Below are 15,284 nucleotides of genomic sequence, written 5' to 3'. Positions count from 1 at the left end.
GCGGACGGTGCCGATGGCGCCCGCCAGACCGAACAGGGCAAGGCCCGCCGCACCAGCCCATTGGCCCGCGCGGCCAAGGCGCCAGACCCCCCATGCTCCGGAAAGGGCAACCAGCGCGTCGGTGGCGGCATAGTGGAGCGGAAGAGGTATAACGGGGACCTAGCGGATCATTCGGGCTGTGCGGTTCGGACAGCAGGCGATGGTGGTGGCGGGGTGGACTGTGGGTCAGCACCGATACCGGCGGCGCGCTTGATCGCCTCGGTCGACAGGCGTGATCCGTCATGGCTCCACCCCGGCGGTGCGAAGATATAGCAAAAGCGTTGGGTCATCGTCAGCCCGCGGCGGACCACGTCCCTCGCTATGCCGAAATATTCATGTGTCAGGATGGTGAAGAGGTTGAAGGTGTTGAGGTCCTTGACCAGGCCATATACCGGTGGATCGGCGCGGTCTTCGGCGGCAAAGCTGCCAAACATGCGGTCCCAGATGATCAGTGTCCCGGCGTAATTCGTGTCGAGATAGCGCGGATTATTGGCATGGTGGACGCGGTGGTGCGATGGCGTGTTGAAGATGAACTCATACCAGCGCGGCATTTTGTCGACGGTCTCGGTATGCAGCAGGAACTGGTAGCTGGCGTTGAGCACGCCGCAAAAGGTGACCATGACCGGGTCAAAGCCGACGAGGACCAGCGGCACCTTGAACAACATGGTGCCGGTGAAATGCTTGGTCCAACCCTGTCGCAGGGCCACGGCGAGATTATATTCCTGGCTCGAATGGTGGACGACATGCATCGCCCAGACCCAGCGACAGCGGTGCGCGACGCGGTGATGGCAATAGAAGCGCAGGTCATCGAGGATGAAACACAGGACAAAGGTGGTCAGCGTCACCGGCAGCGAGGCCATTTGGTAAGGCTCGACCATCGACAGAATGCCAAGCGTAATGAAGGCCGACAGGGCGTTGACCGGATCACTGAGCACGCCGGTTAGCACGCCGAGCGACGCATCCTTGGCCGGAATGCGCCCCCGTGCGCGGAACAACTTGATTGCGACAATCTCTATGGCGAGCAGCGTGAAGAAGAAAATGGCCGAATAGAGGCCGATATTGCTTCGGATCAGTTCGCTGACGCTCATGTCCCACCCCCCGGTGTGCAGTCCGTGGTGGCAACAGCTATGCCGTCGGACCTGCACCGACAATTGAATAATAGCGGCATATTGTGTAGTTATTGGAACATGTCTGCCGACCTTGTTCTGATCCGCCGGTTCGAAGCCGTCCACCGCCTCGCCAGTTTTTCCCGCGCCGCCGAAGAACTGTCGATCACCCACTCGGCCCTGACCAAAAGCATCAGGACGCTGGAGGAGCAGTGGGATGTCCGCCTGTTCGAACGGACGACGCGGTCAGTCATGCCCACCGAAGCCGGGCGGCGGTTGGCGCTGGCGGCAGTCGACCTGATCGCGCAATTTGATGCGGTTAAGGCCGATGTCGTGGCGGGCGACAGGCAATTGTCTATCATCTGCGGTGCGGCTGTGATCGACACGCTCATCCATGGCGCGCTCGCCGCCTTTCGCTCGCGGCACCCGCTGGTCAGTGTTACCATCGAAACCATGCCACCAGATATTGCCTGCGACCGGTTGGTCCGCAGACAGGCGCATTTGCTGCTGTTTCACAGCAGCACGGTAAAGGCGCTGCAGCCGCGCAATGCGCTCCGGGTCGAACGCGTGGTTTCCGAACCCTATGTCATGGCCTTTCGCCCCGGCCATGTGGTTGAGCAGGGCGACCTGACGCTCGACCAGATACTGGCATTTGATTGGGCGGTTGCCGGGTTTGACAAGGCCTATCAGGCCAGTCTGCCCAAGCCATTGCGTGACCTGTTCAGCCACCACGGCTTTCCGCGCTACCGCGTTCTCAACCAGTCGTCCTGCATCGAACTGGCCGTGCGATCCGACGTGCTGACGCTGTTACCCACCACCGTGGCTGCATCGTTGGCGGCTATTGGGCGCTTGCGCAGCCTGCCATTCCCCGGCGACGCCCGTTTTGCCATCAGTGCAGTTACCCCAATGGGGGAGGTACCATCGCTGACAGTCATGGATTTCATCGCCGCCGTGCGGGCGACATTTGCTGGCTGATTGTAGCTGACTCGATAGAATCAGGCGGTCAGTCGTCCCAATCGCCGTCAACGTCGATCAGGTCGTCGTCGCCATCGTCGGGCCATTCGTGCATCAGTTTCCAGCCATCGGTCGCGGCGTCGCCGGTCCATTGGTTGAGCTCGACGGCAAAGGCGGCGCCGGAGGCGACCATCTTGTCGAAATCGGCCTTGGCATCCTCATAGGTGGTGTAGCCCATGGCGATGGCGTTGGCGTCTTCACTGGCCCAGACATCGACCGAAAATTTGGCGTCGGGGCTCTCATAGGGAACTTTGGGCATGGCTGGCTCCGCTGGGTCGGTTGCTGCGATGAAGGTGGGGCGGTGAGGCGTGGGACTCAGGCCGGGTGGATGACGCCATAGAGGTCATGCTCGTCGGCATCCTCCACGGTGACGGCAACGATGGTGCCGGGCGCGAGATCAGCGGGCACGTCGCGCAGATAGACATGGCCGTCGATTTCCGGGGCGTCGGCCTGTGAGCGGCCGGTGGCGCCGACGCTGCCATCCTCCTCGTCAGGCTCGCCCACCTCGTCGATGATGACGGGCAGGGTGCGGCCGACCTTGGCGGCGAGTTTGGCCGCGCTGATCGCCGCGGTCTTGGCCATGATGCGCTGGAAACGCTCTTCCTTGACCTCTTCGGGCACCGGGTCGGGCAGGGCGTTGGCGGCGGCACCGGCGACAGGCTCGAAACGGAAGGCGCCGACCCGGTCGAGTTGCGCCTCGTCGAGCCAGTCGAGCAGATACTGGAAATCCGCTTCGGTTTCGCCGGGGAAGCCGACGACGAAGGAGGAGCGGATGGCGATATCAGGGCAGATGGCGCGCCATTCGCGCAGCCGCTCAAGCACCTTGGCCTCATTGGCCGGACGCTTCATCGATTTGAGGACCGACGGGGCGGCGTGCTGGAAGGGGATGTCGAGATAGGGGGTGACCAGCCCCTCGGCCATCAGCGGGATGACTTCGCTGACGTGCGGATAGGGATAGACATAGTGGAGGCGGACCCACGGCGCGTGGCCGCTGGCGGTGCGCAACTGACCCAGCTCACGGGCAAGATCGGTCATGTGGGTGCGGACGTCGCGGCCCTTCCACTGGCGCGTCTCATGCCGGACATCGACGCCATAGGCCGATGTGTCCTGACTGATGACGAGCAGTTCCTGTGTGCCAGCGGCGACAAGCTTTTCCGCTTCGCGCAGGACGGCGTCGATGCGGCGGCTGGCGAGTTTGCCGCGCAGGGAGGGGATGATGCAAAAGGCGCAGGCGTGGTTGCAGCCCTCGCTGATCTTGAGATAGCTGTAGTGGCGCGGGGTGAGTTTCAGCCCGGCGTCATCATATTGCGCCTGCGGGATGAGATCGAGGTAGGGCCCTTGTGAGGGCGGCGCGGCCTGATGAACGGCGCTGACCACGTCTTCGTACTGGTGCGCGCCGGTGATGGCGAGGACCTCGGGGAAGCGGGCGCGGATGGCATCCGCCTCATTGCCCATGCAGCCGGTGACGATGACCCGGCCATTTTCGGCAATCGCCTCACCGATCGCCTCAAGGCTCTCCTCCTTGGCGCTGTCAAGGAAGCCGCAGGTGTTGACGAGGACGACATCGGCCCCGGCATAATCGGCGCTCATCGCATAGCCATCGGCGCGCAGCCGGGTGAGGATGCGTTCGCTGTCAACGAGCGCCTTGGGGCAGCCGAGGCTGACCATGCCGACCTTGCGGGCTTCGGGGAGGGTGGTGATGTCAGTCATGTGAGCGCGGGCGCATAGCCGATTGCGCGGTGCGAGTCACGCGGGGGTGAGCGGCGGGGCGATCTGGACAATTTCGACCAGCATGTCGCCCGGCTGGATGGTTGTCCGGGCCGCCGCGCTGATCGGCAGGGCGGTGCCATCGCGATAGATGCGCACGCCGATACCGGTGCTGAGCGCGGACAGCGGTTTGCCAATGTCGGCGGCGGTGGCGGCGCGCTCGCGCAGGCTGACCTCACCATCGACCGAGGCGAGATCGGCAAGATAATCGGCGACATGCTCCCCATGCGTCGATCCGGCGAGCAGCAGGCCGGTGAAGCTGACCGGGTTGATGACGGTGCTGGCCCCGGCGGCATGGGCGATCGATTCATTGTCCTGGGCGCGGATGACGACGCTGACCGGCACATCCTTGCGCAGGGCGCGGGCGGTGAGGACCATGAGGATCGACGTGTCGTCGCGCCCGGCGGAGATGATCACGGCACTGGCGGTATCAATGCGGGCGTCGAGCAGCACCTGATCACGCGTGGCATCCCCCAGCATCACGTTGCAGCCGGTTTCCTCAGCCTCGGCGAGGGCGTCTTCGTCCCGTTCGATGACGACGATGGAATCGGGGGACGTGCCGCGCAGGATGAGTTCCTGCACCGCCTGGCGGTTCGAAATGCCATAGCCACAGACGATCATGTGGCCGGTCAGTCTTTGCTGGATGCGGCGCATCTGCCAGCGCTCCCATGTGCGTTTGAGGACGAAATTATAGGCGGTGCCGAGGAAGATGAGGACGACGAAAATGCGGATCGGCGTGACGATCAGCGCATCAAACATCCGCGCTTCGGTGGTGACGGGGACAATGTCGCCATAGCCGGTGGTCGAGATGGAGATGGAGGTGAAATAGATGATGTCGAGAAAACTGACGACACCATCATGATTGTCCTTGAGCCCGTCGCGATCATACCAGTGGACGGCAATTGCCAGCGCGATGAGGCCAACCACCGCCAACACGCGCCACAGGATCTGCTTCCAAACCGGCGTCTGGGACTGGCGGCGCAGGACATTGTGCGGGCGCGGGATGCGGGGACTGGTCATTGAGAAGGAATGTCGTGGGCCGGGCGGCAGGTGTCAACCTTCAGCTATCGCGGTGGCAATTGCCTGAGCGGATCGACCGGGCGGCGGTCGCGGCGGATTTCGAAATGGAGCTGGGGTTGCGGGACCTGTCCACTCTCACCCGAGGTGGCGATGACCTGTCCGGCGCGCACCGATTGACCGACGGTGACGCCGAGCTGATCGAGGTGGGCATAGGCGCTGGTCCAGCCGCCGCCATGGTCGATGAGGATCAGTCCGCCGAACAGCGCAATTTCGTTGCCGGCATAGGTGACAATGCCTGCCGCTGTTGCCCGGACCGGCGTGCCGGGGGCCGCAGCGATATTGATGCCGTCATTCACCCGGCCATTGCCCGCCGGACCAAAGCGTTGCAGCAGTGTTCCCGTCAGCGGCCAAGCGAAGCGGCCCGGACCGGTGGCCGGCGGACTGCCGGGGGTTGCGGGTGTTGAGGGTCGGCCAGCGGTGCCCACTGCCGGTGTGGCGGGCTGGTTGCCGGCCATGATCCCTTCAATATCGAGGTGAAAGGCCTGCGCCTGTTCCTCGATTGTGCGCGGGCGGGCGGGCGCGCCGCTATCCGGCAGCCGCAAGCGCTGGCCAACGCGCAGCACATAGGGTTCTACAAGCCCGTTTTCCTCGATCAGCGCGGCCCAGCTGACACCATAGGCACGGGCAATGGCGATGCCGCTCTGTCCTGGCATCACTTCATGATAGCGACCGGCGGGAATGGTCAGCCGCTGGCCGACCCGGACGACATAGGGCGGCTCCAACGCATTGGCGGCAGCAATGGCTTCCGAACCGGCGCCGGTGCGATTGCCTATCCCGCGCAGCGTATCGCCCGGTGCAACGACATAGTTGGAGGCGGCAACTTCCCGCGCGCTGGGGGTGACCGGGGCCGGGGTCCAGGGCGCCGCAGCGGTAGGTGCGCCGGGCGTCGAGCGGGGTATGTCGACCGGGCGGATGCCGCCGCTGCCGACGGGTGGCAGGTCGCTGTCGATGCCGGGGGCAGCCGGGGGCCGGTCGGTCGCGGCTTGTCCAGGTGGTATCGGAGCGGGCCGGGCACTGTCCCCGGGGGTCAGGGGACGACCGAACAAATCGGTGTTGGCTGGCCGCGAGGCACAGGCGCTCAGCAGCAAGCCGGTGGCGACCAGCAGCCCGTATCGACCCCATGTCATGAAGCGCCCTTTGCTCCCCATGCGACGAATCATGCCGCAAAGCGACAGACAATGCCAGCCGGGATGTTGATGGGACCGGGTTTAGCCCATCAGCCCCTTGAGCCGGTCAGCCAGCCGGTCAAGCGAATGGCTGTGGGTCAGATCCACCTGCAAAGGGGTCACGGCGATATAGCCGTCGCTGATCGCTTCCAGATCGGTGTCATGCCCCGGTGTATGCTCCACGCCATGCAGGCCAAACCAGTAATAGGGGTAGCCGCGCGGATCGATGCCCTTGACGATGCTGCCGCGGGCATAATCATGGAAGCCCTGACGGACGACCCGCACGCCCTTGATGTCTGTGGGGTCGATGGCCGGGAAGTTGATGTTGACGAGGGTCCGCTTGGCAAAATCCATGTCGATGAGCGGAGCGAGAACCTTGGCGCCCCATGCCTCGGCGGCCGCGAACGGTACGTTGTCGGCCAGTCCCTCGCTGGCATAGACCTGGCTCAGTGCAATCGAGCGGATGCCGGCGAGCGTCCCTTCGATGGCAGCGGAGACAGTGCCTGAGTAGGTCACGTCATCGCCGAGATTGGCACCGCGATTGACGCCCGAGAGGATGAGGTCGGGGGGCGAATCCATCAGCTCGCCGATGGCCATCATCACACTGTCGGTGGGTGTGCCGGCGACCGAGAAGCGCTTCGGCCCATGCTGGCGGACACGGACCGGCCGCGACAGGGTCAGTGAATGGCCGGCGCCTGACTGTTCCTCCGCCGGGGCGCAAACCCAGATGTCATCAGACAGGGTCGCGGCAATCGCTTCCAGTACGGATAGGCCGGGGGCGTGATAGCCATCATCATTGGTCAGCAGGATGCGCATTTGGCTGATTGGTCTTTCAGGCAGGGGTCAGGCGGTCGATCCCGCCCATATAGGGGCGCAGGGCGTCAGGAATGATGACACTGCCGTCGGCCTGCTGGTAATTTTCGAGTACTGCCACCAGCGTGCGGCCGACGGCGAGGCCGGAGCCGTTGAGCGTGTGGACAAATTCGGTGCCCTTGCTGCCCTCTGGCCGGTAACGGCTGTTCATGCGCCGTGCCTGGAACTCCCCGCAGTTGGAGCAGGAGCTGATTTCGCGATAGGCGCCCTGGCCGGGCAGCCAGACTTCGAGATCATAGGTCTTGCGCGCGGCAAAGCCCATGTCTCCCGAGCACAGCAGCATCTTGCGATAGGGCAGGCCCAGCGCCTCCAGCACCGACTCCGCCGTGCGGGTCTTGCGTTCCAGTTCGGCGTCGCTGTCCTCAGGGCGGACGATCGAGACAAGTTCAACCTTCCAGAACTGGTGCTGGCGGATATAGCCGCGCGTGTCGCGTCCGGCGGACCCGGCTTCGGAACGGAAGCAGGGGGTCAGCGCGGTCATGCGGATCGGGAAGTCGGATTCAGGGATGATCTGGTCGCGCACCGCGTTGGTCAGGCTCATCTCGCTGGTCGAGATCAGCCAGCGGCCATCGGTCGTCTGGAACAGGTCTTCGCGGAATTTGGGCAGCTGGGTGGTGCCAAAGGCGGCATCGTCGCGCACCATCAAGGGGGTGGCGCATTCGGTGTAACCGGCAGCGGTGGCGTTATCGAGCATGAACTGGCCGAGCGCCCGTTCCAGCCGCGCCATCTGCCCCCGCAGGAAAGCAAAGCGGGCACCGGACATTTTAGCGGCTGTTTCGAAGTCGAGGCCGAGTGCCGGGGCGAAATCTGCGTGTTCGCGGGGTGTGAACTCAAATGTGCGCGGCGTGCCCCAGCGGCTGACCTCTGCATTGCCGGCTTCATCCTCGCCTTCGGGCACATCATCGGCGGGGAGGTTGGGGATGGCGGCCAGCTGGTCACGCAGCGCAGCACCCAAAGTTTCGGCTTCGGCTTCGAGCGTTGGCAGGCGGGTCTTCAATTCGGCAACCTCGGCCATCAGCGCGGCGGCGGTGACCTCGTCCTTGGCGGCCTTGGCAGCGCCAATGGCCTTGGAGGCCTCGTTGCGGCGGGCCTGGCCATTTTGCGCATCGGTCAGCAGCGCGCGATAGGCGGCATCCTGATCGATCAGAGTGGCAGCCAGGGGGGCGAGCCCGCGCTTGGCGAGGCCTGCGTCAAAGGCAGCGGGATTGTCCCGGATGAAACGTATGTCGTGCATGGAGGCGCGCTATCGGGTGAGGCCGTTCGGCGCAAGCTGCTTGTAGCGTCGCCGGCCCGTGCCTTCGCCAAGCGAAAGGGGTGACCGCCCCCCGACGATCACCCCAGAACCTGACCATATTGGCCGGACCGCCGCCCCGAAGGGTGCGATGGATATCAGGCCGCCTCTGTCTTGGCCGCCTTGCGCTTGGCGAGGCGACGGCGACCGACCAGCGCCGCAGCGGCTGCGCCGAACAGCAGCACCATCGGCGGGGCCGGGACATCGATCGGGCCGCCGCTCGAACCACCGCTCGAACCGCCCGAGGACGAGCTGCTGCTCGACGAGGACGAGGAGGAGCTGCTGCTCGAAGAGGAGCTCGAACCGCCGCTGGTCGAGGTGCCAAAGCTGGAGGAGCCGCCTGAGGACGAGCTGCTGCTTGACGAGGAGGACGACGAACTGCTGCTCGATGACCCTGTCGAACCGCCAAAGCTGGACGACCCGCCAAAGCTGGAGGAGCCACCCGACGAGGAGGAACTGCTCGACGAGGAAGAGGATGACGACGATGAGGAGGAGCTGCTGCTCGACGATGCGACGCCCGACGAGGTCGAAACACCACCGGTCGAGGTGCTGACTCCCGACGAGGTAGAGACGCCACCGGTGGATGTCGAGACGCCCGATGAGGTCGAAACACCACCGGTCGAGGTGCTGACACCTGACGAGGTTGAGACGCCACCGGTCGAAGTCGAAACACCCGAAGATGTGCTGACGCCACCGGTCGAGCTGCTGACCCCGCCGGTCGAGGTCGAGACGCCGCCGCTGGTCGAGGACACGCCACCGGTGGATGTCGAGACACCGCCCGTAGAGCTGCTGACACCACCGGTTGAGCTGCTGACACCGCCCGTGGATGTTGAGACCCCGCCAGTCGAGCTGGTCGAACTGATGCCGCCGGTCGAGGTGGAGACCCCGCCGGTCGAGCTGGTCGAGGACACGCCGCCGGTCGAGGTCGAGACGCCGCCTGAGGTCGACGAGCTGGTCGAGCTGACGCCGCCGGAGGTCGAGCTGACCCCGCCGGTTGAGGTCGAGGAGCTGCCGCCTGTTGACGAGAAGCCGCCCGTGGAGGTCGAGGAACTGCCACCGGTCGAGGAGAAGCCGCCAGTCGAGGTCGAGCTGCCGCCAGAGGATGTGGAGCCGCCACTCGTTGAGGTCGAACCGCCGCTGGTGGTCGATGATATGACGATGCTGCCACCGCCGCTGCTGCCACCGCCGCCGAAGAAGCCACCAAAGAAGCCGCCGCCGAAGCCGCCGCCGAAGCCGCCGCTGCCGCCGATGATCACCGGATAGCCGCCACTGCTCCCGCCCATGTCACCGGTCGGGATCGAGGTGGGGCGCACATATTGCGGCGCGGCCATCGGTACGGCGGCATATTGCGCCTGGGCAGGAATGATTGTCCGGCGTGTGACCACCCGGCGGACCCGCTGGACAGTCCGGGCGCGGGCCACGACGCGGCGGGCCGGTGTGGCGCGGTGGACAACACGTTGCCGCATCTTGGGTACGGTGCGGACCGCCTGGGCCTGGGGCCGGCTGGAGGTTGTCGCCTGCGTGATCTGCATGCCGCCGGCACCAATCAGTGCGCCACCGCAAGTGCAGGCGCACAATTTAGCCAAGGCCATCCGAACAGACATATCATTCATCCTATGTTCGCGGGTCCATCCCGGCCCGCAATCATGAAACAGTCACCGCGTCCGCCGCCTAGTTGACCGGTCGCCCTTTTCATGGGTCACCACAGACAATTTGTCGGCACTGTCCAGTCATGGGCAGAAGCATGCGATGGATGCAACGGCTTTAACCATGGCAGCGTTACCAAAAGCCTCGCATGACCCGGGTTCTGGCCGGATTCGGGACAGACTGTCCCATTACAATACGATTCCTGCCAAAATGGCAGCATCATCCTGGCTTTGTTTGCCGTGCTTGCGGCGGGCAAGCGGTCTGCTATAGGCGCGCCAGGTCCCGGTTGCGACGCCCTGCGGTGCCGCCGGCGAGGCAAGGGGAAGGAATTTCCCTTTGTGAACAATGTGTATCAGGAGCGAATCGCGAATGCCATCCTCCACCGAGTCCGGCACTGAGACCGGAAAATCGCCGATACTGGCCGCGCTGGACGGCCCCCTTGTTGATCGCGCGGGCTATGTCCCGAGCGACGACGAAGAGTTCATGAATCCGCAGCAGCTGGCGTTTTTCCGCAGATTGTTGACCGACTGGAAGAAGAGCATTGTCGCAGAATCGGAGTTGACGCTCGCCAGCCTCCAGGACGGCCCCTTGCGTGAGCCGGATCTGACCGATCGCGCTTCCAGCGAGACTGACTGGGCGATCGAGTTGCGCACCCGTGATCGTCAGCGCAAGTTGATCGCCAAGATTGATGCGGCGCTGCGCCGGATTGACGAAGGGGAATATGGCTATTGCGAAGTCACCGGCGAGCCTATTTCCATCGGCCGGCTGATCGCGCGGCCCATTGCCACCATGACGCTGGAGGCGCAGGAGCGCCATGAGCGCAATGAACGCGTGTCGCGCGACGATTGATCCTGACGATTGATCCTGTTGTCGTTGCGTTGCCACTTTGGTGGGCGCGATTTTAACCTCCTCCTAAAACTGTTCGCGTAAGAACAGGACGACGGTGATGCGCCCCCCCCCCCGCCTGCCGAACGGGTCAGGGCCTGTCCCGCCTGACAGTGAGGATTTGCACCCCATGAAGATGGATTTGCCACCCCCCGGGCTGACGGCTGACGACGTAGCTTTGCGTGGAACCCGCCGCGACAGCATGTTCATGAAAGCCCAGGTGTTTTGCGAGCGCATCAACCACGGTTTCGAAGTTGTGGTCCGCAATGTGTCGTCGGGCGGCATGCTGGTCGACAGCAAGCTGGAACTCGTCAACGGTGACAATGTCAAAGTCACCCTCGACAATATCGGCCAGGTGCCCGGACGAGTGGTCTGGGCCCAGAATGGCCGCTTTGGCGTGGCCTTTGATGTCTCGATCGATCCACACCAGGTACGCAAGCCGGTCAAGGTCCGCCCTGCTCCCGCTGCGGGGTCAACGCCCCGGCGATTTGTCTCCCGGTTGCATGGCAAGCCGATCATTCGCCTCTGACCGCCACATGGCCGGGCGGCCTAGCGGTCGCTCATGCGCACTTGCACCAATATGATGCCGTGATGCCAGTGCGTCTTGCCGGACCGGATGATATCGCGCTGTTCGGAGATGGCGTGCGCGCCGCCGACCGCGGCCGGCGACGCAGGGCCCGCTTCAGTTTTGGCCAAGCGCATCCTTGATGCGCAACTTGGCCTTCTTGAGTTGCGCGATAGCCGCGCTGTCGGGCAGGGGACGGTGGGTTTCCATTTCCAGCCGTGCTTCCAGATCGGCATGGCGCGCGGCCAAAGCCTGAAGGTGAGCGGTGTTGGCTGATACGGACTTGCTCATAAGCGCATTCCCTTTCCTGTTCGGCCAGGAATGGATGCGGTCCGACTCAGGCCGCACATGACTGGCCGTGTCAGCAGTGGACCACAGCCGGGCCCGCTTGTCTCGTTGAAAGTTGGTCAATTCGGAGGAAAGCATGGTGGCCTGCGACGAGCCGTGTTGCGCGGGCCCTCTTGGCGTGACCATGCCGGATGCGATACAGCCGGGGACAGCGACAGGCGTGCGGGTCAAGCGCAAGCGGCCCCGCCGCAGGAAAGGTGTGTTGATGACGCGTGAGGAACTCGCCCGACGGCTGGAATTGCTGCGTGTCGAACATCGTGACCTCGACAGCGCGATCGTGGCGCTCAATGAAACGCCCATGCCGGATCAATTGGCCATTGCCCGCCTTAAGAAGCGCAAGCTCAGGTTGCGGGACGAGATCAGCTGGATCGAGGATAATCTGGTGCCGGACATCATCGCCTGACCAGGCATCGCCAAATCCCTATGGTTTGCAAAGTGGGTTAGCACGAGTCCCATGTTGGGACAGGTGCGGCGAGTGCTTCGATTGCCGCCCATGGGACCGCATGCGATCCGCATGGGTCCGAGCGGACGTTTTTCCCGGCCATGGAGGCAGGGTGTGACGCCCGGAACAACCGAGGAAGAATCGATGGCTGTTTCAGCCCCCAGCCTGACCCTGCACGAATCCCTGGTCGATTCCCTCTATGCCGAAGCCCTTGTCCTTGCGGATGAGGCGCGCGGCTGGTTCGACCGGACCCGTCATGAGGCATCGGCCAGCGCCTTTGACGATCTGCCTGCCGGTGTGGAGCGCGATCCTGACAGCCTGTTTCACTGGGCTGGCCGGCATGATCCTTCGCTGCGCATTGCCCTGTCCTGTGAATCACTGCGCCTGTCGACGCGGTTGATGCACATCATTGCCTGGCTTTTGACCCAGCGTGCGATCCATGCAGGTGAATTGCCGGCGGGATCAGCCGGATCGGCCACTAATCGCCTTGGTGAATCGCCTGACTGCGACCTGGCCTTGCTGGCCCAGTTGCCGACAGCGGCGCAGGATCTGATCGAAGCCAGCCTGCGGTTGCATGAACGGGTGCGCCAGATCGAGGAGGCGCAACTGACGCCGGTGGCGCCGGTACCGACGCCGGTTCACATCATGCTCGACCAATTGGCCAATCGTCTTTGAGCGCTCGTCTTTGAGCGCTCGTCTTTGACCGCTTGGTCAGGGCCGCCGGTCGCACCGTTGATCCCGTTTTCAGGCCAAGGCTTGAATTGAACGCCGCTTTGGCCGAGACAGGCCCTGCCGCGTCGGCTCTTTCCGGCGGGTTTCAATTGCGGTCAGCCTGTTCAGTGCCCAGCCCCCGTCACGTGCCCCCCGTCTTGCGCCTTTTGCTTCCGCTGTCGGCCTGTCTGCTCGCGTCGCAGGCGGCAGTGCTGCAGGCCCAGGAACAGCCTGGTGAAGGGGAGGGGGAGGTGCTGCCGCCCTTGCCTCCCATTGCCGATGATGGCGATTTTTCGGCGCTTGATCCGGATGCGCCCCTCGCACCGATGCCGGATATTGGCGTTGACTGGCCTGACCTTGATTCGCCAATGCCACCGCTGCCCGCCCTGCCGCCGCTCGAACTGCTCTCATCCGGCGAGGCGGAGGATGATAGTGCTGCGGGCATGGATCCGGCGGGCGGCCCGGTTGAGGTCCCCACCGGCCTTGCCGCGGGGGACGCTGACCCTGTCCTGTCACCGACTGACGGTGCCGATCGCGAAATGGTGGCCCAAGGGCCAGCCGGCCTCGGTGCGTTTGCGGCGGGCGAGCCAGATGCGCTGATGGACATCACCAGCACTGAAGCGGTGCGCTATTCTGTCCGTCTCGAAGGCTTTGAAGTCATTCCCTCCCGCCGGATTGTTGCCCGTTTTGACGGCCTTTCGGTCCTGAGGCAGGGCGAAGGTCAGCCCGCCAATGGTGCCCAGATCAACCGGCGGATTGAGGAAGATACCGCCTTGCTCGACCAGATGGTGCGCAACGAGGGCTTTTACGACGCCAACCTGGTGTCCGAAATGCGGCGCGACGGAGAGCGCGTCCTTATCCTTTTCTCGCTCCAGCCGGGTCCGCGCTATGTTTATTCGGCGGTCAATCTGACCGGGCTTGAAGATGCCGGGCCACAAGAAGCCGCGCGAATGGCGCCCACCTACGGTATTGATCCCGGAGAGGCGATCATTGCCGATGCGATCATCAAGGCGCAGGCGACGCTCGCATCTGAAATGGCCGAAAATGGCTACCCTTTTGGTCGGGTAGGCGAAGAGTTGGTGACCATAGATCATGATCGGCGCAGCGGCGTTCTCGATCAGCCTGTGGCACCGGGGCCGCGACTGCGGTTTGGCAGGGTGATTGCCGAGGACGGCGGCCTGTTGGGTGCCCGGCACATCCAGCAGATTGCCCGGTTCGACCCTGGCCAATGGTATCGCGCTTCCGATCTGGAAGATTTGCGCCGTGCCCTGATCGCCACCGGTTTGGTTGCGTCGGTCAACATTGCCGCTGTGGACAGCGGGGACGGGGAGCGGGTCGATACCCGGGTGCAACTGACGCCGGGGCCGTTGCGGACAGTCGCTGGCGGAATCGGTTACAGCACCGGTGAGGGGTTGCGGACGGAAGCCAGCTGGGAACATCGCAACCTGTTCCCGCCCGAAGGCGCGTTGATCCTGCGCGGCGTTCTCGGCACGCAGGAACAGCTTGGCGCAGTGACGTTTCGCCGCAACAATTTCCGCCGCCGCGACCGGGTGCTGACTTTGCAGGCATTGGCGAGCAACCTGACCCGCGTCGCCTTTGACGCACAGACCGCGCAAGTTTCCGCGCGTTGGGAACGGACCTCAACCCTGATATTCCAGAAGCGCTGGACCTGGTCGCTGGGCACCGAATTGATCGCGACACGTGAACGGGGCTTTGACGTTTTGCGCAATGCCGATGTCGAGCGGGACTATTTCATCGGCGGGCTCAACGGTGTGGTCACCTATGACCGGTCGAATGATCTGCTCGATCCGACCCGCGGCTTTCGCCTGAGCGCACGGGTGGCGCCCGAACTGTCGTTCCGCGGGCAGGCATTTGGCTATGTCCGCGGGCAGTTGGATGGCAGCTATTACCATCCCGCAGGTCAAAATGTGGTGCTTGCCGGGCGAATCAGGCTCGGCACCATCTGGGGGGCGCCGGCCAGCGCCATCGCTCCGTCACGCCGCTATTATGCAGGTGGTGGCAGTTCGGTGCGCGGCTATGGCTATCAACAGGTCGGGCCGCGCGACATCAATGGCGACCCGATTGGCGGCAAAAGCCTGTTGGAAGTGGCAACCGAAGCCCGCATCCGCATCGGTCCCTTTGCCGTGGTGCCGTTCATCGATGCCGGCAACATTTCCGACAGCAGCCTGCCAGGCATCGGCAATCTGCGCGTCGGTGCCGGTATTGGTGTACGCTACCACAGCAATTTCGGGCCGATCCGCGTCGACATCGGCACCCCTGTCAATCCGCAACAGGGTGATAGCCGCATAGGCGTCTATGTGTCACTGGGGCAGGCTTTCTGATGGGGGCG

The 15,284-nt window shown here is 64.0% G+C and carries 16 protein-coding genes; 7 read left to right on the top strand and 9 right to left on the bottom strand.

Going from position 1 to position 15,284, the window contains the following annotated elements:
• Positions 1-167: 167 nt before the first annotated feature.
• Entirely contained in the window at positions 168-1,127 is a 960-nt protein-coding gene (locus tag GV829_RS03420; protein WP_169943829.1) for a sterol desaturase family protein, read from the bottom strand.
• Positions 1,128-1,226: 99 nt separating this feature from the next.
• Here GV829_RS03420 and GV829_RS03415 point away from each other — a divergent pair, with 99 nt between their 5' ends.
• Positions 1,227-2,120, top strand: a complete 894-nt coding sequence (locus GV829_RS03415; protein WP_169943828.1) for a LysR family transcriptional regulator — start codon at positions 1,227-1,229, stop codon at positions 2,118-2,120.
• A gap of 28 nt (positions 2,121-2,148) precedes the next feature.
• Here the strand turns inward: GV829_RS03415 and GV829_RS03410 are convergent, their stop codons facing one another.
• Genes GV829_RS03410 through serS form a run of 6 tightly spaced genes read right to left on the bottom strand, consistent with a single transcriptional unit; the run spans position 2,149 to position 8,279 of the window.
• The gene (locus GV829_RS03410) at positions 2,149-2,418 is read right to left on the bottom strand and encodes a hypothetical protein (RefSeq protein ID WP_169943827.1); all 270 of its coding nucleotides are present in this window, start codon (positions 2,416-2,418) and stop codon (positions 2,149-2,151) included.
• A 56-nt stretch (positions 2,419-2,474) separates the two neighbouring features.
• Entirely contained in the window at positions 2,475-3,869 is a 1,395-nt protein-coding gene (gene rimO / locus GV829_RS03405) for a 30S ribosomal protein S12 methylthiotransferase RimO (RefSeq protein ID WP_169943826.1), read from the bottom strand.
• A 36-nt stretch (positions 3,870-3,905) separates the two neighbouring features.
• Positions 3,906-4,946, bottom strand: coding sequence for a potassium channel family protein (locus GV829_RS03400; protein ID WP_169943825.1), 1,041 nt, complete (start codon positions 4,944-4,946; stop codon positions 3,906-3,908).
• A gap of 44 nt (positions 4,947-4,990) precedes the next feature.
• Positions 4,991-6,154 (bottom strand): M23 family metallopeptidase, encoded by a 1,164-nt coding sequence (locus GV829_RS03395; RefSeq protein ID WP_169943824.1) that lies wholly within the window; start codon positions 6,152-6,154, stop codon positions 4,991-4,993.
• Positions 6,155-6,214: 60 nt separating this feature from the next.
• Positions 6,215-6,988, bottom strand: coding sequence for a 5'/3'-nucleotidase SurE (gene surE / locus GV829_RS03390; RefSeq protein WP_169943823.1), 774 nt, complete (start codon positions 6,986-6,988; stop codon positions 6,215-6,217).
• Positions 6,989-7,004: 16 nt separating this feature from the next.
• The gene (gene serS, locus GV829_RS03385; protein WP_169943822.1) at positions 7,005-8,279 is read right to left on the bottom strand and encodes a serine--tRNA ligase; all 1,275 of its coding nucleotides are present in this window, start codon (positions 8,277-8,279) and stop codon (positions 7,005-7,007) included.
• 171 nt (positions 8,280-8,450) lie between these two features.
• Between serS and GV829_RS14250 the strand changes: the two genes are divergently transcribed.
• The 3 genes from GV829_RS14250 to GV829_RS03370 all read left to right on the top strand — a co-directional run bounded on the left by GV829_RS14250 (position 8,451) and on the right by GV829_RS03370 (position 11,397).
• Positions 8,451-9,599 carry a hypothetical protein gene (locus GV829_RS14250; RefSeq protein ID WP_212612147.1) on the top strand — a complete coding sequence of 383 codons (1,149 nt, stop codon included), beginning with the start codon at positions 8,451-8,453 and terminating at the stop codon, positions 9,597-9,599.
• Positions 9,600-10,466: 867 nt separating this feature from the next.
• Positions 10,467-10,832, top strand: a complete 366-nt coding sequence (gene dksA / locus GV829_RS03375; RefSeq protein WP_246203140.1) for an RNA polymerase-binding protein DksA — start codon at positions 10,467-10,469, stop codon at positions 10,830-10,832.
• Positions 10,833-10,998: 166 nt separating this feature from the next.
• Positions 10,999-11,397, top strand: coding sequence for a PilZ domain-containing protein (locus tag GV829_RS03370; protein WP_169943820.1), 399 nt, complete (start codon positions 10,999-11,001; stop codon positions 11,395-11,397).
• A 20-nt stretch (positions 11,398-11,417) separates the two neighbouring features.
• Here GV829_RS03370 and GV829_RS03365 read toward each other — a convergent pair whose 3' ends face one another.
• A complete protein-coding gene (locus GV829_RS03365) occupies positions 11,418-11,564 on the bottom strand; it encodes a hypothetical protein (RefSeq protein ID WP_169943819.1) in 147 nt (48 codons plus the stop codon).
• Positions 11,551-11,724 carry a YdcH family protein gene (locus GV829_RS03360; RefSeq protein ID WP_169943818.1) on the bottom strand — a complete coding sequence of 58 codons (174 nt, stop codon included), beginning with the start codon at positions 11,722-11,724 and terminating at the stop codon, positions 11,551-11,553. The genes GV829_RS03365 and GV829_RS03360 overlap by 14 nt, the downstream gene beginning before the upstream one ends.
• 262 nt (positions 11,725-11,986) lie before the next feature.
• Between GV829_RS03360 and GV829_RS03355 the strand changes: the two genes are divergently transcribed.
• The 3 genes from GV829_RS03355 to GV829_RS03345 all read left to right on the top strand — a co-directional run bounded on the left by GV829_RS03355 (position 11,987) and on the right by GV829_RS03345 (position 15,276).
• Complete coding sequence (locus GV829_RS03355) at positions 11,987-12,184, top strand: YdcH family protein (protein ID WP_169947905.1); 198 nt, start codon at positions 11,987-11,989, stop codon at positions 12,182-12,184.
• A 183-nt stretch (positions 12,185-12,367) separates the two neighbouring features.
• Complete coding sequence (locus tag GV829_RS03350; protein ID WP_169943817.1) at positions 12,368-12,898, top strand: DUF1465 family protein; 531 nt, start codon at positions 12,368-12,370, stop codon at positions 12,896-12,898.
• 194 nt (positions 12,899-13,092) lie between these two features.
• Positions 13,093-15,276, top strand: a complete 2,184-nt coding sequence (locus tag GV829_RS03345; RefSeq protein WP_169943816.1) for an autotransporter assembly complex protein TamA — start codon at positions 13,093-13,095, stop codon at positions 15,274-15,276.
• Positions 15,277-15,284 lie beyond the last annotated feature (8 nt).

This window comes from Sphingomonas lacunae (assembly GCF_012979535.1).
In the GTDB taxonomy this organism is placed as follows: domain Bacteria; phylum Pseudomonadota; class Alphaproteobacteria; order Sphingomonadales; family Sphingomonadaceae; genus Sphingopyxis; species Sphingopyxis lacunae.
This window is presented reverse-complemented; position numbering and strand designations above follow the sequence as displayed.